A 23,488-nucleotide genomic window follows, 5' to 3' on the forward strand; every position below is an offset into this window, starting at 1 on the left:
CCACCCGTCTTCCCCTGTAACACTTCAGCAACTGATGCAACCACGCCAAAGCGATACTCGCTTTGAGAACTGAGCGCCTTCATGAGAAGGCGTGCCGCGTCAACGCTGACGCGGGACCGCTCGGCGAAACATCGTTACTGGCGAGAAGCGTCCATCGAACGCGGAACGTCTCACGCATAGTGCGAAAACTTTTTGGAAGGAAAAAGCCATGTTTATTCACAATAAGCGTCTCCAATATACCGTGCGCGTAGCGGCACCCAATCCGGGTCTCGCAAACTTGCTGCTGGAGCAATTCGGCGGACCGCAAGGCGAACTCGGTGCGGCTTGCCGTTACTTCACGCAGGCAGTGGGCGAAGACGATCCGGGTCGCAAGGATCTCCTGTTCGACATCGCAACAGAAGAATTGAGCCACCTGGAAATCATCGGTTCCATTATTGCGATGTTGAATAAAGGAGCAAAAGGCCAACTAGCCGAGGCTGTCGAGAGCGAGGCAGAACTCTATCGTTCGATGACTGGCGGGGGCAACGACTCGCACACCACGTCCCTGCTTTACGGCGGTGGACCCGCATTGATCAACTCTGCCGGCGCGCCGTGGACGGCGGCCTACATTGATACGATCGGAGAACCCACTGCCGACCTGCGTTCGAACATTGCGGCCGAAGCGCGTGCCAAGATCGTTTATGAGCGCCTCATCAACGTGACCGACGATGCCGGCATTCGCGATACGCTTGGCTTTTTGATGACGCGTGAGCTCGCGCATCAGAAGTCGTTCGAAAAAGCGCTTCATTCGATTCAGCCGAACTTTCCTCAAGGCAAGCTTCCCGGCTTCCCGGAATTTACTGGCGTCTACTATAAGATGTCGCAAGGCGAGGAATCTGCAACGCGTGGTCCGTGGAACGAAGGACCCGAGTGGACGTTTGTAGACAATCCCCAACCCGCTGTCGATGGAGGTGATGGACTGGCGACGGTAACGGTCCCGTCGGCGGATGTGGAAACACTGCAAGCCATGGCGGCACGAACGGCCTCCGATCCCAGCAGCGACCCGCTCACGGGTGCTGAACTCGGAGCAGGTCAAGCTGCTTGACGCGCGGCTCTGCGCGCAAAAAACTAGAAACGCGGCCCGCAAGGGCCGCTTTGCATTGGCCGTCATGCAGGCGGTGAATACTGCCGTGCTGGGCACATCAACGATCGCTTATTGGTGAACGAACGGCTAAGACGCACAAACGTTGAGAGCTCATCAGCGCAAAGCTCAATTTCCTTCTTGACGATCAAGCTGTTTGGTCAATTGGCGACTACTACCTGCGCGGCAGGTCAAGATGAAAGTCGAGCGTTCGCAGGAGGGCTTCGAATTGAATAGGCTTGGTAAAATGATAATTAAAGCCTGCGTGAATCGACGCTAATCGATCGGCAACGGACGTTAAGGCTGTCAACGCAATCAGCAACGGTTGCATTTTAGGATCCATTTTCCGCACGGTCCGCGCGACCGCGCGCCCGTCCATCACTGGCATTTCGATATCCAGCAACGCAACATCAGGATGCCAGCGCTGGATGGCGGTCAAGGCTGCGAGACCGTCGAGGGCCGTACGAACTTCAAAACCCTGAAGTATGAGAGCAGCCGCGCTGGCGTTGAGCACTCTGCCGTCGTCATCAGCCAAGAGAAGCCGAGGTGCTGTTGGTGGTTGGGACATGGTCTTCTCGATGGCGTGTCCTACTCGAAGCGCACGTGGCATTCCTGATGGAGGGAATTTGTTTTCTCGCCCCGTCTTAACCATTCGTAACAGCGCTATGGGGTGTCGGCTCTCGATGAAAATGGGCTGTCAAAGAGCGAGTATACATTTCTCCTTTTGTGGGGACTCAATGCTTCCCAGGCGTACCCGCTGGGTCTTATTTTGATCGCTGGTTCATTTGTCGGCTTTATGACCCAATCAGCTCAAAATATTAACGCCATAGCAATCCGAAGTGGCTCGGCGTGAAGGATGACCAGGACGAGCTGTCAACGGCAGCGCAACACGGTTGTTGGCCCCTGCGTGGCGATCCGGCAGTGCGCACGAGATCGTATTCGTCCCACTAAAGTGCCAGCGCGTTCGTCGATCCGGTTCAGTGTTCGAGTGCAAGCCAATTATGCTCGATCTCCGGGTCAATTTTGCCGATTAGTAGAGCGTGCGGGGAATCCATGCGCGAAATTGTGTATAGTAAGCCATCGGCATGATCGCGCGTTCCCTTCGCTTATCTCCCCGTATGCTCAACCCGGCCTCGCGATCATCTCGCCGCTCCCCTTTCGCCCAACTGAATGTCCATAACGACTCGGAACAACGTCCATATCGCAGGCGAAGGCCGCCTCACAATCGTGTTTGCCCACGGTTTCGGGTGCGACCAGAACATGTGGCATTCGCTCGCACCAAACTTCGATTCGCGGTATCGGACCGTGCTGTTCGATCTGGTGGGAAGCGGCGAGTCCGATCTGACGACTTATGACCGCCGGAAATATGCTTCGCTTGATGGTTACGCCTCCGACGTGCTCGAGATCGTCGATGAACTTGGCGCCGACCCGGTCATTTATGTGGGCCATTCCGTCAGCGCGATGATCGGCATGCTCGCCGCGATCCGCGCGCCGGAACGGTTTCTGGCCAACATCATGGTGGGTCCCTCGCCTTCGTTCATTAACGACGGTGACTACGTGGGCGGATTCACGCGTCAAGACATTGAGAATCTGCTCGACACACTCGAGGCCAACTATCTTGGTTGGTCCAGCACCATGGCGCCGGCAATCATGGGCGCGCCGGATCAACCCGCGCTTGGCGAGGAGCTGACCAACAGTTTTTGCCGGACAGATCCCGACATCGCGAAGCACTTTGCGCGGGTTACCTTTCTCGCGGATCATCGCGCCGACCTTTCCCGCGTGACGACGCCGACTCTCGTCATTCAGTCAAACGACGATCTGCTTGCGCCCATGGCGGTTGGCGAGTACTTGCACCGCATGATTCCCGGCAGCACCTTGAGCGTCGTTAAGAACGTCGGTCATTGCCCTCATCTGAGTGCACCATGCGCCAGTATCGACGCGATAGAGCGTTTTCTCGCCGCGCTGAAACATTAGTATGAACGACTCCGGCCCGCTCTTGTCGTTCATCGGCGCCGCATTTGACCGCGCGCCGTGCGGACTGCTGACGACGACAACCGAAGGCTTGATCCTTCGGGCAAACGTAATGTTTTATCGGTGGACGGGTTACTCGCCTGACGAACTCGTCGGCAAGCGCAGGTTCCAGGATCTATTGACCATCGGCGGCAAGGTCTTCCACCAGACTCATTGGGCCCCGCTGCTCCAGATGCAACGCTCGGTGAGTGAGGTGAAGCTGGACATCCTGCATCGTAACGGTGCGATCGTCCCCGTTCTCATTAACGTGGTGCGACAGCCCTTTGAGGGCGTCGATTTCGACGAGTTCGCGGTACTGGTCGTGGCAGATAGGCACAAGTATGAGCACGAATTGCTTCGTGCGCGCCACGAAGCCGAGGAGGCGCTCGAAGCAAAAAGAGCCGCGCAGGACGCGCTCGAGATGGCGGACCGCCGCAAGGACGAATTTCTCGCCACGCTTGCACATGAACTTCGCAATCCACTCGCCTCCATTGCGGGCGTGGCTGCTGTGCTTTACAACAAGAACTACGCGGATCCTGAACTCACGTGGTCGCGTGATGCGCTACAGCGTCAGATCGGGCACATCGATCGTCTCGTCGATGACCTTCTGGACGTTTCACGCATTGCCGAGGGTAAGATCGAGCTGCGTCGGCAAACGGTCGAACTGATCACCATCATGCATCAAGCTGTCGAGGGCTCGCGCGCTAACATTGACGCCTCGTCCCACGAGCTCATCGTGTGCGCGCCCGGCGATCCCATCTTTCTCGATGCCGACCCGGTTCGTCTTACGCAGATTATCCAGAATCTACTCAACAATGCAGCGAAATACACGCCTACACAGGGGTGCATACACCTGACAGCAATGCGGGATGGAAAGAATGCGGTCGTCTCTGTTCGGGATAACGGCATCGGCATTGCTCCTGAAGATCTCGGGAAGATATTCGAGATCTTTTCGCAGCTTACCCCTGGTTTGCAGCGCTCGCGCGGTGGCCTCGGAATCGGACTCTCGCTGGTCCGCGCAATGACGACGCTCATGGGTGGGACAGTCTCGGTACGAAGCGATGGCGTCGGGCATGGGAGCGAATTCGTGGTGCAATTGCCTGCGCTCAACGCATCGACGGAGAGCGCGCCGCACCCGATGGCCGCAGCAAAGTCGGGCGTCAAATTCGAGAGTCGAAGAGTCGTTATTATCGACGACGACAACGACAGCACGACTTCTCTCGCAATGGTGCTTGAGGCCGAAGGACACGCGGTCCGTACGGCAGCCACTGGCCAAGCCGGGATCAAACTGATCGCAGCTTTCGATCCCCATACCGTGATTCTCGACATAACACTGCCCGATATCAGCGGCTACGAGGTGATGCAAAGCGTTCGCGCGACAAAAAGAGCCCCCGGGTTGCTCGCCATCGCCCTCACCGGTTGGGGACAATCACAGGACAAAGAGCGGGCGATCACCGCGGGCTTTGACGTGCACTTTACCAAGCCGATTGACATGTCGTGCCTGCTGACTTTGCTGCAAGACCCGGATTCGGCTTCGGTCGAGGCGGGTTGACCTCGTCGAATGCTGAATCGGACTCGCGAACAAACCATCTTCTCGCGGCATGCGAGCGCCTCCTCTTACCATGCAACCAGTAAGGAGCTAGAAGGTTTTTGCCGCCGGCGCTATGCAACGTAACACGCAGAGAAATTCCTGCCGACGAGTCTTCGCCGCTTGCGACGCGCAAGTATGCCGCCGCCAAGCGGCGAAGCTTCCTCGCTTGCATTCTCGGTTCCGAACAGCTTGTCACTCGCGGCCTTCTGCGTAAAATTAGGCTCGTTCAGCTTCAGATGGAGCGCCACGCTGTCCTTGTTTTGACTTTGCTGAATCAGGAACACCATGAGCGAAGCGACGATCGTCGTATCAGTGTTGATGAACAGTTGCCAGCCGTCGGAGTAATGGAATATCGGTCCTATCACTTCCCATGTGGCTACTGTGCATACCGCCATGGAAAAGGCGACCGGTGAACCCGCCCAACGAGTGACGAGACTGGCGAACTTATCGAACGCGCGGGTCAGGGGATGCCGGCCGGTGTAAGCCGGACTCGACGTGTCGGGAACCGTGTCGATCTCGTCGGTAGACGACCCGGACAATTCGCGTTGTTCATCATCGTCTCCAGAAGCTCCGTGCATAAACGTTGATGCAACTGGCATGTCAGTTGGCCGGGCGTAAGGCGCAGGCTGCCGAAGGAGGCAAGGCGATCGGACGAACTGATCACGTCAAATTCAACTGGCACCATCTTAATAATGTATTTTGAACGTTTAAGCGCTTGAAGCCGCGGGTCAATTCTCTGCCGCTACGACTCGCGATCAAGGTTTCCCGGCATATGGCGAGGCGACGAGATGATGGTGTTCAGTTCCTTCATGTCCGCCGGTTTGACGAGGTAAACATCGAAGCCGGCCCGTCTCGCGCGCTCGCGGTGATCATCCCCCGCGTATCCGCTTAGCGCAATCAACATGGTATCGGCAGATTCAGACATGGCACGTAGTTGGCGGCAGACTTCGCAGCCGTCCATGCCCGGCAACCCGATGTCAAGTAACACGACGTCGGGCAGGAAGTCCGCTGCGACTTGCAAAGCGGACGGGCCATCAGGTGCGACCCTTACCTCGTGCCCTTCGAGCCTCAGCAACATCGCTGTGCTCTCGGCCGCATCGTCGTTGTCGTCCACCACAAGAATCTTGCGGGCTTTAGGGGTGGCCGCGTCCTGAATCAAACCCTGCATGAGCGGCGACAGCAATTTTGCCGTTGATATCGGAAGTCGGACCACAAATACGCTGCCTTGGCCCAAACCATCACTGAATGCCCGCACGGTTCCGCGGTGCAATTCGATCAACTGGTGCACCAGGGCAAGGCCTAGTCCCAGCCCCGCGAAGTTGCGGTCCAGTGAGCGCTCTGCCTGAACAAAAATAGTAAAGATGGTGGGTAGAAAGTCCGCGGTCATGCCGATGCCGTTGTCGGACACGGTCAGGACCGCCTCGCCGTTGTCGGCAATTAGCGAAATCTCAAGTCGGCCACCGGCAGGCGTGTATTTGATGGCATTGCTTAACAGATTGGTGACGACTTGCTCGAGTCGCATTGCGTCGCCTTTGATGATCACGGGCTGCGTCGGCAATGAAAGTGTCAACTCGTGGTTGCGCCCCTCAACTTCTGCGTGCAGCGCGGCCATACTGTGTCGGACGATCTGTGCCAAGTCAACAGTCTCGATGTTGAGCTTGATGATGCCGCGCGTCACGCGAGATACGTCCAGCAAGTCATTGACCAGCCCGATCTCGTGATTTAGTTGCCGCGTCGCGGCTGCTCGCGCCAAGTCTTGTGTTTCCTTTTCGACGTCCGTGCGGCCCCAGATCGCCAATCCATTACCGACCGCGGCCAGTGGATTGCGAAGTTCGTGCCCGAGCATCGCCAGGAATTCATCCTTATGACGATCAGCCGCCTGTAGGCCCTCCACAGCGAGTTGATGTTCAGTAATGTCTTCGAGAGTGAGCACGATGAGTTCACGCGCACGCCCGATCACGCGCGCAGCGTTCATTCGCATCGTACGCGGTCCGATACGAGGAAAATCATGCGAGATCTGGAAGTCACGGACCACCGCCTTCTGGAGCAGAATCTTTTCCAGCAATTCGCGCAGACTCGGAATGTTCCATTGGCCATTTCCTAGCGCATAGAGGAGCGTTCCGATCGTAACTTCCGGCGTGGTGCTAAACGTCTGGTAGAAGGCGCGGTTGGCTCGCGTTACACGCAGGTCCGGTTGCAATACGAGGAGCGGCTCGGACATCGTTTCGATGATCGCGTCCGAATAGTCGCGGGCACTTGCCACCTCTTCGTGGAGCATCCTGAGCTCCCGGTTGCGGTAGCGCAGTTCGTCGTTGGTGGTCAGCAACTCCTCGTTCAGCGATTGCAGTTCTTCCTTCGCAGTTTCCAGCTCTTCGTTGGTGCTCTGGAACTCCTCATTACTTGAGAGCAGTTCTTCTTCGCTGGATTAGAGTTCCTCGCGGGCGCTTTCATGCTCTTCTAGCATGGCTCGCATCTGGGTACTCATGGCGTTCAACTCGGCATTCAGCCGTGCGATTTCGTCGTCTCTCGGATCGGCGTCTTTGGCGGCACTTCTTCGGCCCAGCCGCTGCCGCAACGTCTGAAGCATCAACGCCTTCAACGTTTCCTGCCGTGGCGCGGTGGACTCGTCCGATCGCCGCGCTTTCTCGAAAAAGATCAATAGCCATCGCCCGTCAATGCCGGCGCTCTGGAGCGGATGCACTTCAAGACTGATACTCTGAGGTCCGCCGACACCGCTAGTCCGCACGCCGGACTTGCGTATTGCCACGCCTTCCTGACGAACCTGTCTGATCGCTTCGCTGAGAGCCAAGAAGACTTCGGGTCGTGCAAGTCGCTGGAGGTTGTTGATCGGCGGGCCGTTCGGGTTCACGAGATAGGCCGAAGTATCGCCACGATATTCGATGATGTTCAGGTCGTCGTCGCAGAGTACGGAGGGAGGCGCGTACCGCGAGAACGTGATGCGAGCGACCTCGGCGCGCAGCGAGGCCGCATCACAAGCCTCGACTGCGCTTTCGGGAACGACGACGTCGCGCGTGGGCGACGTCGGGACATGCGTTGCGGTCGGGCCGAGCGCGGCGGGCGGGCCGAGGCGGGGCTTTTTGGTGAACAGCTTGCTGCGCCTGTCGTCAACCGTGCCGAAAAGCTCGGAGAAGGCGCCCACTGTCTCTGAGGGTCCGAGCATCAGGAGGCCGTCAGGCTTCAGCGCATAGTGAAAGAGCGGCATCACCGTTCTTTGCGCAGGCGCACTCAGGTAGATGAGCAAATTACGGCAGCTCACCAAGTCCATCCGCGAGAAGGGTGGATCATTCAGCACATCGTGACGGGAGAAAGTGCAGAGTTCGCGCACCGACTTGTCGACGCAATAATACTCGCCTTCACGCACGAAGAAGCGCGCCAGACGCTCTGGCGACACGTCTCTCGCGATATTTTCGATATACCGCCCCGCGCGGGCCGTCTCCAGCGCCGCCGCGCTAATATCAGTGCCAAAAATCTGTACGGGGAAACTGTCGCGCGGCTCGCCGAGATACTCGATCAGGCATATCGCGATCGAGTAGACTTCCTCGCCGGTTGCACAGCCAGGCACCCAGATCCTGAGGGGCAATCTAGCATCTCTTGCAGCAGTGAGCCGGGGAAAGACCGTCTGACTCAACGCATCGAATGACTCTGGATCCCGAAAGAAACTGGTCACCTGGACCAGCAGATCGCGTCCCAGCGCCAGGACTTCCGCTGGCTCCGACTCTAACACAACGACGTACTCGCCCACGGAGATCAGCTGTCGCAACGCCATGCGACGGGACAGCCTGCGCTGAATGGTACCGTGCTTATAGCGACTGAAATCGATATTGCAGGCATTTCGCAGGAGCCGAAAGATCGTGCGCAAACTCGTCTCAGAGGACTCGCCCTGTGGACCTTCCTCGGCAATCTGTGGCCGCCGCACATGGGGATGCCGGCCTAAGCTCATCAATTCTTTCGCGATCTCACGCGGTGAGAGAACGCGGTCGACGCCGCCCATCACAATCGCTGCATGGGGCATGCTGCTGTATTGCGCTGAGGCCTCGTCCTGAGCGAACGTAATGCCACCCTCTTGCTGTATGGCCTTCAGACCCAGCGCGCCGTCGGATCCGCTGCCGGAAAGGATCACCCCGATGGCTCCCGAACGTTGATCACTCGCGAGCGAGCTCAGCAAGTCGTCGATCGGCATCGGCGGGCCGAGCGTGCCGTCGCGCGGCCGCAAGCGGATCCGACGTTGATCAACCAGCATGCTCGTGTTGGGAGGAATGACGTACAGGTGGTCCGCTTCGACAGTCATCCCGTCAACGGCCTCCATCACCGGCATGGACACTCTCTTACGCAGGATTTCGGGCAGCAGGCTGCGACGGGAGGGATCCAAATGCTGTACAACCAAAAACGCCATCCCACTGACCGCAGGAATTTCCGCCATCAGTTCCGAAATGGCCTCCAGCCCGCCTGCCGAGGCGCCGACGCCCACTAGTGGAAAGGCCGGGGACGTCGCTTCATTAGCGGCTGTTGATGGATGGATCACGTCGTCTCCAGTGATGCAGATAATCGCGTCGCCGTTGCTCATCTAGCGACGCCGAAAGTTGCCTGCTAGCATGTCTTCGAGCATGGTGGCATCGGCCCCGGCGCACTGTCGTGCAACGGACTTGGCGTTCAGCGCTTCTCGCGGCCGCTTGCGCGCCGCGGCTTACTGGTCTCTGCCCGATTACGCGAATCCTCCTGCTCGATCCACGCGGCCAGGTCGTGCCGGACAATCCACACGCGGGAATGGTCAAGACGAACGGCAAGCTCATCGACCTGCTCTGCAAGAGGGATGGGAACGTGGGCGGTAATCACGCGTGCATTCACATCGGACATTGCGTTCCCCTTTATTGGCGTGAAGAGACGAGCAAAAGGCAAGCCCTCAAAACACTGTCGATAGCCAATTCTTCGCACGTATCGACGCAGACGAATATAGGCTGGCGAATCGGGACGGTTCGAAGTGATTTGGCGCTGATCATTTAGACGATTGAGTTGAGGCAGAAATCGATCTTGTGACGCACGGAGCTAGAATCGCGCCACGTCTTCGAACTGCGTGAGCTCTTGGGGTTTGGACAGTTTGGTGCAGCAGGGACGGCTGCGGACCTCTTCGATCCGATCTGCCACCCGCTTCCCAATCTGACTGGTCGGCAGACCGGATTCTGGAAGCAGACCTGTCAGTTTAGTCAGACCCGACCGTTTCTTGCGTTTGTTCTGCCCATCGAAGGCCTCCTCGCTTCGATTGCATTCAGGCCAAAATTTCCGTCGCTTTGAGCAGCCCCGACGCGTTCAATGGCCGCGCGGATGAGCAAGGAAGAAGCGCACCATCTCCGCGCTGGCGTTCGGTCCGGAGGGATCGGTGTAAGATCCTCGCGGGCTACCACCTGACCAGGCATGCGGTGCGCCGTGGATGGTCCATAACTCCGCAGGCAACCCGTCCGACGACTTCAGATGGAGGACAGTTTGCTTGCGAGCGCCCGCCGGCCCCGCTGACGCCTGGCCTGCCACGGACCCGTTCGGACTGAACCCGCGTACAAGGTCTTTACCGTTAGCAGGATGCACGGTCGTATCTGCATCGCCGTGAAACACGATGAGCGGGCACTTCGGCGCTTTCACCGCGTGCGACTGTGCGCGGCTTTTGCCGCCCCGCATGGCGGCGAGCGCGGACGGCAAATCGTGCGCGCACGCGACTGGGAGCCCCGAGTGGACCCCTGCCGCAGCGTATAGATCTGGATAGCTTTGCGCCATTATTGCCGCCATCGCGCCACCTGCCGACAATCCTGCGATATACACGCGATTCGAATCCACGTTGTGGCTCGCCATTACCTCCCGCGTGATGCCCGCTATCAACGACGGTTCGCCGCTCTCGCGAGTTTGATCGGCGGGCTTGAACCAGTTCCAGCATTTCGACGGGTTCGCGCCTTGCGGCTGGACCGGATACACGATGATGCAGCCATGTTGCTCAGCCAGCGAGTTCATCTGCGTGCCCGCTGCGAAATCGTCCGCGTCCTGTGTGCAGCCGTGTAGCATCACAATGAGCGGGAGCGGCTCATTGCGGTATGCACTCGGCACATAAAGTTTGTAGTTGCGCTGGCCAGCAGCGCTGGAGTAAGTGCGCGTGCTGAAGTGCCCACGATCTTCGACTTCGGACTTGCTTTTGTGGGGGTGGGCTCGGCCAAACTTTTGCAAGATGTCGGCAACCTGCGCCGCGCGTGATTCGACGTCCTTCGCTTCCTCCTTTTCCTGCGATATCGGCGCTGCGCTCACAGGTGCTCCGCGCAAAGCGCGTTGAATCACCTCTGTTGCGGCGACCGGATCGCTCTCACGAAAGTGCGCGAATGCTTCCTTCATCGAGTCTAAAAAACCTTCATTGAGTTTCATCGTATTTACCGTTTGTATAGGGTTCGGTGCGGCATCAGCGGATTCGATCCGCCAACGCCGCCTTGACAGCCGCCGATGCATGCAATGCGCCGCGCACAAGGATCGACTCAATCGTTGCAAGAGCAAGTTCGGGTGAGACGTCGTTGGCAATGCTCGCTAATCCGAGCACCTGGATATTGAGGCGCTCGTTCGCCGCACGCACTGCTTCAAGATCCCGCTTGGAAAAATACTGAAGGCCCAGCACCAGTTCGCGTCGCGTCACCGTTTCCTTGACGACCAGCGCGTGAACCGATAACTGGTTGCGAATTGCCGTGCGGATCAGATCCGTCCGGTTCGAATAAAAGCCTTCCTCCACGAGCAAGTCGATCTGTCCCAAATCGACAGGGCCGAGATTGATCGTAATTTTTTCCGTTTCGCCGCCTCGGGAGCGTACGACGTCTAATCCTTCCTGCTTCGCCATGGGTGTGATTTCCTTCCTGCTACCATCCATATGGATGTTTATAGGCTGGTTTGATACCGCGGTCACGGTTTTTTTTGTAACAACGATGTCTTTTTCCGATCGAGGCGAAGGTTCGTGTGCGGATGCGTGATGAGCTAGTTCCCGTGGGCTCATTAGGACGTCCGCGTACCACGCGTTGTTGAGACCCAGAGACTCGTCCACCTGCAGATCACGCGTGCCCATGTCGAGGGACGACGACTGGATGGCCAGAAAAATCCCGCGCAGCGTCGATTCGCACCTGTCGCATCTGTCGGTGCGATTCTGCTCATCACGACAGGCGCGCCGCTTGTGCCGCGGTGGGTTCACGCATCGGTAAAAAAGCAGCCTTTGCCCCGAAACCGCAGGCCGAGCGCGGAAGCGATAATGCCCTGACGCACGACGGGCAGGTGATGCAGCGAGTCGTGAAAGCCAAGCGGAAAACCACGATCAGCACAGAAATGCGGATGGGCATCGCGTCTTTGGCCGCAGGCAAACGCGCGGGACCAAAGGCGTCGAAAATGGCGGTTCGCGGGAGCCGACCTCCATTATCCGGAGGCCCGGCGCCAAAGCCTCATGCCGCGTGCATAGAGAGGCAAGGAAAACCATGTCGAAGCACCGAGATTGTCGCGATCGATATAAAGTTCAAAGTCGAGGCGATCTGGATGGTGATCCTGCAATGCATCGTCTTGCGGCCCGGACCCCAATCGACCCCCGCTGACAGAAACGGCGCGATGGGTAGATCCGATATCGATCCGCCTGACTAAGCGCTTGCCTCATGCCGAACAAACGAAGAAGGAGTCGCGCGATCGCATAGCAGCCATTTGTCGCCGTCGGGACTGCGATAAAGTTCGATCGGATCCATCGGCATCGGTGCTCATTTATCGAATCTGCACTTGAGAGACGGTCGCCGCGACCGGAGCACGGATGCAGCATGGCAGGCGGTCTATAAATCAGCGTGAGGCGAACGGGTCTCGATCTCGCCGTTTTTGCTCCCATCTTTGCTCAAAGCAGCAAGCGATGTACCTCAGCCTGGCAATGGACTCTGTATCGCGTGTGACACCGATGAGTATCGAGGCGAGTTTGAACGACAGAACCGCCCGCAACCGTCCCCCCGTGATCGCGACCATCCACATCCAGCAGGCCAATATCTAGAAAGACGGTGCAGTATCGCTTCTCTCGCGCCAGCAGCATCGCCTAATGGCCGTCACAGACGACATCCGCGACGTGCTCCAGAGACCTAGCGAGATCGAGGGTTTTCGAGGAATCGGGCTGCATCGTTGGTCACCTCGACAATATCCATGTGCAGCAACTCGACCAAAGGATTCTGAGATCGAGTTCTCCTGGAGCTAACGCTCTCTACGCCAACTGCAGACGAGCGTATGCCAGGGTCCGGTCATTCTGATTTTAGTCAGTCTGCGGCAAGCCAAATCGCGGTCTAGCCGCAACATAGCGCTCCAAGAACTGATGCAAGTCTTCAGGCGTCGGACGCGTTCCCCATCCGTCGCCATGATTCAGCGACGCGAGGGCCATCCATGAATCTGGCGGATGCAACGCGTCAATAAGCTCACTTCCCTTCATTACAACCAAGCGTCCCGTTGACAGCTGAAATTCTGCCGATACCTCGCGAGTGGCAGATCGCACGACAGCAATCACGGATTGCGGCTTCATGAACTCCCTCGTCGTGTTGATTGTCATGCTGCATTGCAACACAAAATATTTGACAACGTACTGGCCCCTTGCAAGGAGTTGATGGCGCAATTTTGGGCGTACGCGGGTCGGCGTGACCCTACTCAGTCGATCTCGCGATACGAGCGAAGGGGAAGAAATACTTAACAACGTTATGGAACTTCGTCCGTGCCAGTACAAACATACTCAGTGCTGAACTGAGGACCAATGCACGTTGATCCAAAACGTGCCGAGCGATGTAGCGAACTCGGCCCATGAATGCCAGCACGCCTCCCTGAACGCAAAGAGCTCCTGCTCGCGTGGGGTCCAGGCAAGTGAATCGCCTGAGAAGAGCACGCGATCCTCGAGCAGGTACAGGACGCCGCCCCGAGTGTGCCCGGGAATCGGGAGTGCGCAGACTCCGGCCGCGACCCTCGGCGCTGATCCGTCGTTGGGCAGATCCGTAGCATACGGGGCAGCCAACGGTCTTTCTACCGATGCGACCACCTCTTCACCGCGCGAAGTGTCAGGACACTGTTGCCAGCGATACCTGTGACGCCCAACGCGATCAAGGCTCCCGTCGGTCCGAGTACTGATGCGAGCAGGCCCGCTAAAAGCGTTCCGAGCGGCCAACATCCGATACCGACAGTAACCAGACCGAACACACGACTGCGCATGACGCCGGGCACGGACTCGATCACGATGGTCGTCTGATGTATGTTGTAGGCGGCGCTATCAAAGCCGCTGATGAAGAGCATGACGAGCAATGACGCCAGCGAGCATCGGAAAGAACTTGCGAACCCAGCGATTGCAATAGCCAGGAAAAACACGCTCGATCCGGCTATCAACCAGACAAAGGACCGCCCTCGTCGGCGAGCGCCTCCGATGATCGCGCCGGCGACAAAAGATCCCGCAGGCTCCGCCGACGAAAGCACGCCGATCATCGTGGCCGACAAGTCGAACGTCTCCCTTCCGAGAGGTGTCAGTAGAACGTTATAGCTATAGCCGCATAAGTTCGTGATTGTCGTCACGATCAAGAGCGCCATGATCGTTTTACTGTCGAGCGCGTATTGCCACGCTTCCCGAAGGTCGTTGCGGATCCGCGCCGGGGAGAGGCGCCCAGAGGGCACCTGCACGGTCGAAAGTCGGAAGATGCACGCTGCGGCGCAAAGCGACGCCGTTGCGGAGAGGAAATAGGATGTCGAGACGCCGAGTGCTCCGTAGATCAAGCCTCCGAGCAGAGGCCCGAGACATCGCGTCGCGAAGTTGGTCATGCTGTCGATAGCGACCGCGTGAGAGGCCATCGCCTTGCCTGCTGTCTCCGCAATCATGCGCCTACGGGCAGGCATCTCGGTGGCATAGACGACACCGCTCACGAGAGCGGCAGCGCAAAGGTGCCATGTAGATAGAACCGCGAGGAAAGACAAGACTCCCACCGTAGCCGACGAAGCGCTCGCCAGCAACAATCCGAGCAGCACTATTCTCTTGCGATCCATTGCATCCGCCACGACGCCCATTACCGCGCCGCTTAACAGAAGCGGGAGACTTCGACACGCGGCGACAACCGCGACTGCTACTGCCGAATTCGTAGCCTTGAAGGTGAACAGCGCCGCTGCGAGCATCTCCAGCCACATCATCGAGGATGAAACCGCGCCGACCGTCCAGAGCGGTAAGAACCCTTTGGTGCGTATCACGCTTATCGGGTGCATCGATTGCGTTACGCCATGTCTCTACGACGATGGATGGTACTCACTTCAAGCGTTTGATTGGAGGCGGCCCAGCAGCGGGAGCGCGGGTGGCTTTGTCCGGAGTGGTCCTGTTATCCATTTGCCGTGATCGCCGAATCGAGAGCGCCGCAGCATTGCCCATCAGTGCGGGGTGAGAAGATACCGCCAATAAAATCGAAATAGACGATGCCGCGCGCTGGCTTCGTCATGTCGATGTATCGCTCCTATCAAGAAATTGGCCGATCGCGAGCGTTTTCGATGCCGACATGTGAGAAGCGATCGTTGATTGTCACTCTCGTTCGAGCGCGTCGTCTATGCCGGGCGACTCGGTACTGTTATCCGACTTAGGTAGAGCTTCCTGTTTCGACCGGTTTTGCGCAGGAGATTGCTCGGCCTCGCCGGAAATTGGTTGACGCACTCCTTGGGCGGGATCGCCGCCTGTGGCAGAGCCCGGTCCTGGCTGGTTACCCAGCGAGCCACCACCGCTTGCTCCACTGCCTGCATCGCCGAGCGGCTTATCGGTGCTGCCCGGTCCTTTCAAGCGATCGCTGTTCATGACCAGTCTCCTTCTCTTTGAACTCGTTAATGAGCAATGCGTATGCCACGGCGGCCGTCAGGCTTGTCATGCCGACTGTGTCGCGACAGCTGACCCTGGATGCGGCAGAATCCGAAAGAGGAAGCGCGAACTACTTGAAGTCGCGTTTCCCGACACGGAATGGTTCACTACATCGTGGCGGCACTACCGCCGCAACTCGGAGTTTTGAGTTTTCTCGTTCAGGCGGTGGGTCGCCGTGTTGAATTCGTGTCGATGCCGCACCGCGAGTCGCGCGTTTTTCTTCCTCGTAAGAGTTCTAATTGTCAATCAGCCTCGCAAGGGCTAACCCAGCACCGAGGGCTACATAAACGGGAAGGAACGAGCGTCGCGGCATATGCGCTTCAAACCCAGGCGTTATCCTTTTCGGAACGACGTGATAATCGACAATGTAGGCCGTCGCGGCGGTCACGGCAGCAATACGGATAATGCGGGCCGGTGGGATTCGGCGTTCCCGGAGCAGTGTTTCGAACAATGTTCCCCAAAATATGCTTGCGCCCCAGTGAATCAAAGCGCCGGTGCCGGTCAGGCGCGCGCTTAGTCGTTGCTCTTTCATTGCCTCGACGGGCCAGATGCAGTGTGCGACTGCATTTAGAGGCGCGATACCGCTTGCACCGCTGTGCGAAGCCTCGCGGGACGCAACTAGCGCTGAGGTGATCGAGGCAGCGGTCCCACTTGCTAAAGAGCGGCGCACGAGCGTCCTAATGTTAGTCATAGGAAGTCCTTATTGTGAAAGAAAATTGCTCATGTCTGGCTAGAACATGAAGCAGACGGTGCGCCTGCGCGGCCGCCAATTGCACTGCTTTATCGCGCGCTCTTCGGACTGTTGACCGAGCATCCGAGCGATGGTGACCGTGCGATGGCCGGTCCGGACCTCAGTTCTTTCTTTGAACGTTGCTAAGCGTCCGCATCTAGTAAATGAACAAATAGGGCGCGCCAACCTTCGCGGCTCGGACAACCGCGATGGTGACAAACGGTGTTGGCGGCCAAGCGAAGCGGGCGAGCGCCTCGTTATCAAGAACTAAGCGTCGGCCCTCCCGAGGGAGCCGTAAGGACTGACCGCTTGCTGTTACCATTCTATGGTCGGTTTAGTTACTGGTCTGCCTCCCAACGAACCCAATCACGTCTCTTGCGGCTTGCACGATTGCATCCGTCGTGATGTCGAATTTGGTATAGACGTCGCCTATCTTCCCCGACTCGCCGAAGTCGTGCATGCCAACGAACCTGCCCTCGAAACCGAGATACCGGTCCCATCCCAATTCCACCGCAGCCTCAACAGCAACCCTCGCCTTCGACTCGCCCAGCACCGCTTGTTTGTACCCAGCGTCCTGCTCCTCGAAAAGTAGGCGACAGGGCATTGACACCACTGCGGTCGGCACGCCTTCCTTTTGCATGATCTCTCGTGCTTCAACGGCAAGATGCAATTCAGAGCCCGTCGCGAGCAAGGTCAGCTGGCGAGGACCGCCCTCCGCCTCGCGCAGAACGTACGCACCCTTGGCCGACTTGTTCTCCGAACCCGCCTCTTTTCGAAGCAGCGGCATGGGCTGGCGAGACAGCGCAAGCAGGGCCGCGCGGCGCGGCTGCTCGAGAATCAGCTCCCAACACTCAGCCGTCTCCACTGCATCGCCTGGCCGGTACACGCTCAGGTGCGGGATCGCGCGCAGCGCCGCAAGGTGCTCGACGGGTTGGTGAGTAGGGCCATCCTCGCCAAGGCCGATCGAATCGTGCGTCATAACGAAGATCGTCCGGATGCGCATCATCGCAGCAAGGCGGATGGCGGGCCGGCAATAGTCCGAAAAGCACATAAACGTGCCGCCGTAAGGAATCAGGCCGCCGTGACGCCAGCCCGTTCATCGCCGCAGCCATGCCGTGCTCCCGCACGCCATAGTGCACGTACGATCCCTTAAAGTCCCCTGGCTTGATCTCTATCTGGTTCTTGGCCTTCGTATTGTTCGACGGCGTCAAGTCCGCCGATCCGCCCAGCAACTCCGGAATCGCATCGAAGAGGTGGTCGAGCACCTTGCCGCTTGCCTGGCGCGTAGCGAGTTCGCCTCCTTTCTCAAGGAATTCCGCGCGCGCAGCCTCGATCGCTCTTTTCCAATCGACGGGAAGCTCGCCCTTGTTGCGCCGTTCGAACTCGCGGCGTAACTCGGTCGGGGCCTGCTTCACGCGGTCCGCCCATGCCATCCTCGCCGACCGGCCTTTAGCGCCGATTCCACGCCATTCGGCGAGCAGATCGGCCGGGATGCAAAGGGCGGTGAGTCCCAGTCAAGTATTTTGCGAGCCCCGGCGATTTCGTCCTCGCCCGGCGCGTCGCTGTGCGCTTTCTGGGTCCCAGCCTTGGTCGGAAAGCCGAACCCGATGACCGTCTTGCACGCGATCAGGGTGGGGCGGTCCTCGTTCGCACGGGCGGTCACGATCGCGTCGCGGATAGCGTTAGTATCGTGGCCGTCGATTTCGAGCACGTGCCAGTTCAAGGCGCGAAAGCGTTCGACCTCATTGTCGGACACTGAAAGGCTCGTCGATCCATCGATCGAGATCGAATTTTTGTCCCAGAACGCGATCAGCCGGCCCAGCTTAAGGTGACCCGCCAGCGAGATCGCTTCCTGGCTGATGCCTTCCATCAGACATCCATCACCGAGGAACACGTAGGTGAAGTGGTTGACCAACTCGTCGCCGAAACTCGTATTCATGATGCGCTCACCCAGCGCGAGGCCAACTGACTCCGCGATCCCCTGCCCCAGCGGCCCCGTCGTCAGTTCGATGCCATCCGCGTGCCGGTATTCCGGATGCCCTGGCGTCTTGCTGCCTACCTGACGGAATCTTTGCAACTGGTCGAGCGTCATGTCCGCATAACCAGTCAGATACAACAAGCCATATAGGAGCATCGACCCGTGGCCGTTTGACAGGACGAACCGATCCCGGTCGATCCAATGCGGATCCGCAGCATCGAACTGCATGAACTCCTTGAACAGGACAGTGGCAATGTCGGCCATTCCCATCGGGGCACCCGGATGGCCGCTTTTGGCCTTTTGCACCGCGTCCATCGCGAGAAACCGAATGCAATTTGCCATCTTGCACAGGTGGGGGTCACGCGGACTTGGCACGGTTTTCACGGCCGTTGAAGTTGCGGAAGTTTTATCTGTCATCGAATTTCTCCTGAGCAGGGATATGCGCAACCCCGTCGGATCGGGCGATTAAAACGTCCGCAGTACCCGTGCCTGACGGATCGACGTTACTGCGTGAGACGAAGCTGATCAAACTTCGACGATCTAACAGATCAACAACCAATTCTGGTAAGCGAAGAGTGGTCCGCCTCGGGACTCTACCGAGAATAATCTCAGGCATAGGGAATGCGTGATAGCGAAGACTCCCGCATCCACCTACTGCTGCGTTACTTCACCAAAGGTTCGTTTATGTCTCTTATTCTTGCTGGTCGGTTCGATACGTTCGAGAAAGCAGAGCGCGCGCGTCAACGCCTTTTGGATACAGGGGTAACTCAAGAAGATCTGTCGATTGTCTATGTGTCGCCGCAAGGTCAGCACTCGCGGACCCCGATTGGTGGGGATTCAATGAGTGACCAAGGAGCCAAGTCCGCGCACAAAGGGGCATGGAAAGGCGTCGCAGCCGGAGCTCTGGTGGGCGGCGCAGTGGGCGTTGCCATCTTTCTCGGCTTCAAGACTCCCTGGGTCACCGTGTTTATCGGCATCGGACTAGGTGCGTATATCGGTTCATTGGCTGGCGCGATGTCGCATACCCGGAAAGCCAAACAGGGAACTGTCAACCCCATGGAGACGGCTGAACATGCGCGTCATTCAGGCGTATTACTCGCGGTTCATGTATCCGAGGAGAGTGTGGCGGGCGCCACCTCGGTGCTGCAAGCTGGTGGCGCGATGGATATCGAGCGAGCTTCAGGTCAGTGGCAGCAAGGGGCATGGGCTGACTTCGATCCGACCAAGGCACCCCTACCCGTTTGAAACCTGCGCGCCCAAGTCCTTCGCGCTCCCGCTGGGGGCGTCTGGGATCAATTACTCGTTATGCATCACGCACTCGCGACACGATTCCGAGATGACGGCTGTCCCCGTTGTTGCCTCTTCTATGCTATCGGCAAGACGTCGATGAAATGCCGGCCATGACCGTCAGGCGCCGTGGAACACGCCGCGCGGGAAGGCCGGCCGATAGCGCTCGTCAAGTCCTGCTGCTGGAAGTTCAGCGTTAATCGCCTGTCGGGTCTCAACGGAAAAGGGATTCTGGTCATGCAACGCACTCCTTTAAGTCAAGGACATGACCAGGTTGCTGACTTTAACTATTTGCTTCACCGTCGGGTGAGGGCTCTTCCTTTGTCTCTTCGCGCTTGATATGGGGCTTTTTACCGGGTTGCGGCGCATGTTCCGCGTGAGGCGCGATATCTTCACCTTGATGCTTTTTCTCCTGCTGCACTTTCTTGTCGTGCGCAACATTGCGAGGATCAGTCATGGCACTCCTTGATTGGTGGCGATGGCGCGGGAAATCGTGGCGCTCTTATTTAGGCGCAGGTTTCGGACCCGCCAAAGGTCGAAGGTGACAATTCCTGTGAAGAACAAATGTCTTGGGGGTTTGCAGTTCGGGGTAACCTTACTGTGACCCCGTCCGTACTGCCGGCCGACTCACCGCCAATGCTCCCGCGAGTGTCGATTTGAATGACCCGGTCAACTTCGAGGCGGGCGATCAGCATCGACAACGCCCGCGTGTAGGCACGATCCGTATAGTGCGCGGACGTTTTGAGCCACTCGCTGCGTCCGGGCCGGTCAGGGACGACGACTCGCACGTCTTAGTCCGCTAGAACGGCGACCAGGCCTTCGAAGTCAAGGCGCCTGCGCGAGATGCCGTGCAATCAGATTACTGTTCGTTTCTCCTTCGCCGGCCACCGCTCGGCATAGGCGAGTTGATGAAAGCCACCGCGTCCAAGCACGGAGAGCTGTTTCAGTCGTGGCTATATCGCTTTCGCGTGCAGGAGAAATTCTCGTACGATCGGGGCACGCGTCGATCAAGCGTCAAAGGCCGACGCTTAATCGAACACCACTACCTGTCGGATCGCCTTGCCCTCGTGCAGCAGATCGAAGCCGCGATTGATCTCGTCGAGCCTCAGGCGCCCCGTCAACAGCTTGTTTACCGGCAACCGGCCCTGCGCATACAAAACGACATAGTGCGGAATGTCGCGCGACGGCACGCACGTTCCGATATAGCTACCTTTTAGCGTCCGCTCTTCCGCGACGAGACTGACCGCAGGCAGCGGCCAGAGCGCCGTCGAAGGCGGGAGACCCGCCGTGACGGTCATTCCGCCGCGACGCGTGATGCGGTAGGCCAGGTCCAGCGCGCGAACCGAGCCGGCAAATTCGAAAGCGAATTCGACGCCGCCCGCGCTCAGCTCGCGGATCTGCTCCAGCGCGTTGTCATAACCGGCGTTGACCGTGTGCGTCGCGCCCAGCGCACGTGCCTGCTCCAGCTTGGCATCCGACAGATCGATTGCGATGATCTGCCGTGCACCCGCAGCGTGCGCGCCGAGAAGCGCTGCCAGGCCAACGCCGCCCAGTCCGATCACCGCCACCGATGCGCCCGCGCGCACCTGCGCCGTGTTGACCACCGCACCGACGCCTGTTAGCACCGCGCATCCGAAGAGCGCGGCTTCGTCGAGCGGCACGCTGCGATCGATCTTCACGACCGAGCGGCGAGACACGGTTGCATACTCGGCAAATACGGAACATCCGAGGTGATGGTTAAGTGCCTTGCCGCCGCGCGTGAGACGCCGCCCGCCGGAAAGCAGCGTACCTGCGCCGTTCGCGGCCGCGCCCGGTTCGCACAAGGCCGGTCGCCCTTCGGCGCAAGGCGCGCAATGGCCGCAGCTCGGCACGAACACGACGACCACGTGATCCCCAACCTGAAGGTCTGTGACGCCCGCCCCCAGTTCTTCGACGACGCCCGAGGCTTCATGCCCGAGCGCCATCGGCATGGGACGCGGCCGGTCGCCGTTGATCACCGACAGGTCGGAGTGGCACAGACCTGCCGCCGCGATCTTGATCAGCACTTCGTCCCGGCCGGGCGGCGCCAGATCGATCTCTTCGATGTGCAACGGACGCGTGTCAGCATAGGGCGTGGCCGCCCCCATTTCCTGCAGCACTGCTGCCTTGATCTTCATTTCGCTATCTCCGTGACGCGGTGTCTGAGTTCATCGACAAGCACGCGACTATTCTCCGAATAGTCGACCGGGACGATGACGAGCTGGACACCGCCCTCCTCGAACGCCGCCTCCAGCGCCGGGGCCAGCCCGTCGGCCGATTCGATGCGTCGTCCTGTTGCCCCATAGGCGTCGGCATATTTGACGAAGTCGGGATTGCCGAATGTAAGACCCCAATCGGTGAAGCTGTCGACCGCTTGCTTCCAGCGGATCATGCCGTAGGCGTCGTCCTGAATGATCAATACGACGAGGTTCAGCTTCAACCGGACGGCGGTCTCGAGTTCCTGCGAGTTCATCATGAAACCGCCGTCGCCGCATACCGCCATCACGCGGCGGCCGGGATAGAGGAGCGCGGCCATCATGGCCGACGGCAGCCCCGCGCCCATCGTCGCAAGCGCGTTGTCCAGCAACAGCGTGTTGGCACTGCGCGTTCGATAACAGCGCGCGAACCAGATCTTGTACATGCCATTATCGAGCGCCACGATGCCCTCGGCAGGCATGACCTCGCGCACGTCGTGAACGATGCGTTGCGGCGTCAGCGGAAAGCGCGATTCGTCGGCGCGATCGAGCGTGCGTTTGAGGATCCCTTCGCGCAACGGCGCCAGGGCAGCCGCATTCGGCAGCCTGCCTTGCACCAGACTGGCAAGACGTGACAGGCTCAGGCCCAGATCGCCCACGACTTCGGCATGCGGGAAGAACACCTGCTCGACGCTGGCCGGCGTGTAGCCGATATGAATCACCTTGGGCCCCTTCGGCCCCATGATGAACGGCGGCTTTTCTATGGTGTCGTGGCCGATCGCGAGAATCAGGTCGGCCTGGTCGATTGCCTCGTGCAGGTAGTCGCGTTCGCTGAGCGCGGCCGTGCCCATCCAGAGTTCGGTGGCTTCGTCGCTGCCGATCGCCGCCACCGTGCCCTTGCCCATCTGTGTGTTGAAGAACGGGATGCCCGTGCGCCGAATGAAGTCAGTCAACTGCCCGGCGAGCCGCGGCCGGTTGCTGTCCGCGCCGAACATCACGAGCGGCCGCTCCGATCGCATCAACAGTGCGGCCGCGCGTTCGATGGCGGCGTCGTGCGCCACCGGTAGTTCGACGGGATGCAAGGGAACGATCGTCACATCGTCGCTCACCTCGACAGCGGCCACGTCCTCGGGCAATTCCAGATGCACGGGACCGGGACGCTCCTCCGCAGCCAGCCGGAAGGCATCTCGTACGACAGTCGGAATGCTCGCTCCGCTGACGATCTGCCGCGAGGCTTTGGTGAGCGGCTTCATCGTCGCTACGATGTCGACGATCTGAAAGCGCGCCTGCCTCGAGGTCATGATCGCTTTCTGGCCGGTGATCAGCACCATCGGCATCGCGCCGAGCTTGGCATACGCAGCGCCCGTGACGAGATTCAGCGCGCCGGGACCGAGTGTCGCCATGCAAACGCCGGGCCTTCCGGTCAGACGTCCGTGCGTCGCCGCCATGAAGGCCGCCGACTGCTCATGCCGCGTCACGACGAGCTGAATGCTCGAACCTCGCAACGACTCTACGACATCGAGATTTTCTTCACCAGGCACCGCGAAGATGCGCGTGACGCCTTCGTTTTCCAGCGCCTTCACGAAAAGATCGGAAGCTTTCATCGGCAGTCTCCTTGCGACTTCGAACTGCGGGGTATGGGGATGGGAGCGGCTG

At 59.0% G+C, this 23,488-nt stretch carries 18 protein-coding genes and 3 pseudogenes; 4 read left to right on the forward strand and 17 right to left on the reverse strand.

The genetic code is table 11. The annotated features are described in order from the left end of the window. Positions 1–208: 208 nt before the first annotated feature. Positions 209–1,084: a manganese catalase family protein gene (locus tag NK8_RS36245; RefSeq protein ID WP_213233443.1), complete on the forward strand. Its 876-nt coding sequence runs from the start codon at positions 209–211 to the stop codon at positions 1,082–1,084. A gap of 211 nt (positions 1,085–1,295) precedes the next feature. On the opposite strand, the gene NK8_RS36250 is transcribed toward NK8_RS36245, so the two are convergent. Further along, positions 1,296–1,688, reverse strand: coding sequence for a response regulator (locus tag NK8_RS36250; RefSeq protein ID WP_213233444.1), 393 nt, complete (start codon positions 1,686–1,688; stop codon positions 1,296–1,298). Positions 1,689–2,290: 602 nt separating this feature from the next. Here NK8_RS36250 and NK8_RS36255 point away from each other — a divergent pair. Both NK8_RS36255 and NK8_RS36260 read left to right on the forward strand, forming a co-directional pair. Then, entirely contained in the window at positions 2,291–3,094 is an 804-nt protein-coding gene (locus tag NK8_RS36255; protein ID WP_213233445.1) for an alpha/beta fold hydrolase, read from the forward strand. 1 nt (position 3,095) lies between these two features. After that, positions 3,096–4,682, forward strand: a complete 1,587-nt coding sequence (locus NK8_RS36260; protein WP_213233446.1) for an ATP-binding protein — start codon at positions 3,096–3,098, stop codon at positions 4,680–4,682. Positions 4,683–4,839: 157 nt separating this feature from the next. Here the strand turns inward: NK8_RS36260 and NK8_RS36265 are convergent. From NK8_RS36265 to NK8_RS43890, 13 genes and pseudogenes are all read right to left on the reverse strand, one after another. Then, positions 4,840–5,299 (reverse strand): annotated as a pseudogene (locus tag NK8_RS36265) (low affinity iron permease family protein); the annotation flags it as partial. Positions 5,300–5,463: 164 nt separating this feature from the next. Further along, positions 5,464–7,047 (reverse strand): ATP-binding protein, encoded by a 1,584-nt coding sequence (locus NK8_RS36270; protein WP_213233447.1) that lies wholly within the window; start codon positions 7,045–7,047, stop codon positions 5,464–5,466. Between the two features lie 99 nt (positions 7,048–7,146). Further along, positions 7,147–9,306: a chemotaxis protein CheB gene (locus tag NK8_RS36275; protein WP_213233448.1), complete on the reverse strand. Its 2,160-nt coding sequence runs from the start codon at positions 9,304–9,306 to the stop codon at positions 7,147–7,149. Positions 9,307–9,392: 86 nt separating this feature from the next. Beyond that, positions 9,393–9,596 carry a ribbon-helix-helix protein, CopG family gene (locus tag NK8_RS36280; RefSeq protein WP_213233449.1) on the reverse strand — a complete coding sequence of 68 codons (204 nt, stop codon included), beginning with the start codon at positions 9,594–9,596 and terminating at the stop codon, positions 9,393–9,395. A 450-nt stretch (positions 9,597–10,046) separates the two neighbouring features. Continuing rightward, positions 10,047–11,138 (reverse strand): PHB depolymerase family esterase, encoded by a 1,092-nt coding sequence (locus tag NK8_RS36285; RefSeq protein WP_213233450.1) that lies wholly within the window; start codon positions 11,136–11,138, stop codon positions 10,047–10,049. Between the two features lie 34 nt (positions 11,139–11,172). Further along, positions 11,173–11,598, reverse strand: a complete 426-nt coding sequence (locus NK8_RS36290; RefSeq protein ID WP_213233451.1) for a CopG family transcriptional regulator — start codon at positions 11,596–11,598, stop codon at positions 11,173–11,175. Positions 11,599–13,554: 1,956 nt separating this feature from the next. After that, positions 13,555–13,761 (reverse strand): annotated as a pseudogene (locus NK8_RS43190) (MBL fold metallo-hydrolase); the annotation flags it as partial. 11 nt (positions 13,762–13,772) lie between these two features. Next, complete coding sequence (locus tag NK8_RS36295; RefSeq protein WP_213233452.1) at positions 13,773–14,990, reverse strand: MFS transporter; 1,218 nt, start codon at positions 14,988–14,990, stop codon at positions 13,773–13,775. Between the two features lie 307 nt (positions 14,991–15,297). Then, a complete protein-coding gene (locus NK8_RS36300) occupies positions 15,298–15,564 on the reverse strand; it encodes a hypothetical protein (RefSeq protein WP_213234054.1) in 267 nt (88 codons plus the stop codon). A 295-nt stretch (positions 15,565–15,859) separates the two neighbouring features. Continuing rightward, on the reverse strand, positions 15,860–16,156 hold the full coding sequence (locus NK8_RS36305; RefSeq protein WP_225936562.1) for a hypothetical protein: 297 nt from the start codon (positions 16,154–16,156) through the stop codon (positions 15,860–15,862). Positions 16,157–16,688: 532 nt separating this feature from the next. Next, positions 16,689–17,141, reverse strand: a complete 453-nt coding sequence (locus tag NK8_RS43880) for a transketolase C-terminal domain-containing protein (RefSeq protein WP_367657842.1) — start codon at positions 17,139–17,141, stop codon at positions 16,689–16,691. Between the two features lie 63 nt (positions 17,142–17,204). Next, positions 17,205–17,787: pseudogene (locus NK8_RS43885) on the reverse strand (transketolase); the annotation flags it as partial. Next, positions 17,766–18,749, reverse strand: coding sequence for a thiamine pyrophosphate-dependent enzyme (locus NK8_RS43890; RefSeq protein WP_367657824.1), 984 nt, complete (start codon positions 18,747–18,749; stop codon positions 17,766–17,768). The pseudogene NK8_RS43885 and the gene NK8_RS43890, both read right to left, overlap by 22 nt. A gap of 267 nt (positions 18,750–19,016) precedes the next feature. Here NK8_RS43890 and NK8_RS36315 point away from each other — a divergent pair, with 267 nt between their 5' ends. Further along, a complete protein-coding gene (locus NK8_RS36315) occupies positions 19,017–19,577 on the forward strand; it encodes a hypothetical protein (RefSeq protein WP_213234030.1) in 561 nt (186 codons plus the stop codon). A gap of 325 nt (positions 19,578–19,902) precedes the next feature. Here NK8_RS36315 and NK8_RS36320 read toward each other — a convergent pair whose 3' ends face one another. The 3 genes from NK8_RS36320 to NK8_RS36330 form a co-directional block, all read right to left on the reverse strand. Continuing rightward, positions 19,903–20,076, reverse strand: coding sequence for a hypothetical protein (locus NK8_RS36320; RefSeq protein WP_213233454.1), 174 nt, complete (start codon positions 20,074–20,076; stop codon positions 19,903–19,905). A gap of 571 nt (positions 20,077–20,647) precedes the next feature. Then, positions 20,648–21,775 carry a zinc-dependent alcohol dehydrogenase family protein gene (locus NK8_RS36325; RefSeq protein ID WP_213233455.1) on the reverse strand — a complete coding sequence of 376 codons (1,128 nt, stop codon included), beginning with the start codon at positions 21,773–21,775 and terminating at the stop codon, positions 20,648–20,650. Further along, a complete protein-coding gene (locus NK8_RS36330) occupies positions 21,772–23,436 on the reverse strand; it encodes an acetolactate synthase large subunit (protein ID WP_213233456.1) in 1,665 nt (554 codons plus the stop codon). Before NK8_RS36330 ends, NK8_RS36325 begins: the two co-directional genes overlap by 4 nt. Positions 23,437–23,488: the final 52 nt, after the last annotated feature.

Source organism: Caballeronia sp. NK8, assembly GCF_018408855.1.
In the GTDB taxonomy this organism is placed as follows: domain Bacteria; phylum Pseudomonadota; class Gammaproteobacteria; order Burkholderiales; family Burkholderiaceae; genus Caballeronia.

Excerpts from the sequence above, each read along its gene's own strand:
- NK8_RS36250 (WP_213233444.1), bottom strand. The coding sequence starts at position 1,688 with ATGTCCCAACCACCAACAGCACCTCGGCTTCTCTTGGCTGATGACGAC.
- NK8_RS36290 (WP_213233451.1), bottom strand. The coding sequence starts at position 11,598 with ATGGCGAAGCAGGAAGGATTAGACGTCGTACGCTCCCGAGGCGGCGAA.
- NK8_RS36305 (WP_225936562.1), bottom strand. The coding sequence starts at position 16,156 with ATGAAAGAGCAACGACTAAGCGCGCGCCTGACCGGCACCGGCGCTTTG.
- NK8_RS36295 (WP_213233452.1), bottom strand. The coding sequence starts at position 14,990 with ATGCACCCGATAAGCGTGATACGCACCAAAGGGTTCTTACCGCTCTGG.
- NK8_RS36285 (WP_213233450.1), bottom strand. The coding sequence starts at position 11,138 with ATGAAACTCAATGAAGGTTTTTTAGACTCGATGAAGGAAGCATTCGCG.
- NK8_RS36255 (WP_213233445.1), top strand. The coding sequence starts at position 2,291 with ATGTCCATAACGACTCGGAACAACGTCCATATCGCAGGCGAAGGCCGC.
- NK8_RS36300 (WP_213234054.1), bottom strand. The coding sequence starts at position 15,564 with ATGAACAGCGATCGCTTGAAAGGACCGGGCAGCACCGATAAGCCGCTC.
- NK8_RS36315 (WP_213234030.1), top strand. The coding sequence starts at position 19,017 with ATGTCTCTTATTCTTGCTGGTCGGTTCGATACGTTCGAGAAAGCAGAG.
- NK8_RS36275 (WP_213233448.1), bottom strand. The coding sequence starts at position 9,306 with ATGAGCAACGGCGACGCGATTATCTGCATCACTGGAGACGACGTGATC.
- NK8_RS36320 (WP_213233454.1), bottom strand. The coding sequence starts at position 20,076 with ATGACTGATCCTCGCAATGTTGCGCACGACAAGAAAGTGCAGCAGGAG.
- NK8_RS36330 (WP_213233456.1), bottom strand. The coding sequence starts at position 23,436 with ATGAAAGCTTCCGATCTTTTCGTGAAGGCGCTGGAAAACGAAGGCGTC.
- NK8_RS43880 (WP_367657842.1), bottom strand. The coding sequence starts at position 17,141 with ATGCCGCTGCTTCGAAAAGAGGCGGGTTCGGAGAACAAGTCGGCCAAG.
- NK8_RS36325 (WP_213233455.1), bottom strand. The coding sequence starts at position 21,775 with ATGAAGATCAAGGCAGCAGTGCTGCAGGAAATGGGGGCGGCCACGCCC.
- NK8_RS36245 (WP_213233443.1), top strand. The coding sequence starts at position 209 with ATGTTTATTCACAATAAGCGTCTCCAATATACCGTGCGCGTAGCGGCA.
- NK8_RS36280 (WP_213233449.1), bottom strand. The coding sequence starts at position 9,596 with ATGTCCGATGTGAATGCACGCGTGATTACCGCCCACGTTCCCATCCCT.
- NK8_RS36260 (WP_213233446.1), top strand. The coding sequence starts at position 3,096 with ATGAACGACTCCGGCCCGCTCTTGTCGTTCATCGGCGCCGCATTTGAC.
- NK8_RS43890 (WP_367657824.1), bottom strand. The coding sequence starts at position 18,749 with ATGACAGATAAAACTTCCGCAACTTCAACGGCCGTGAAAACCGTGCCA.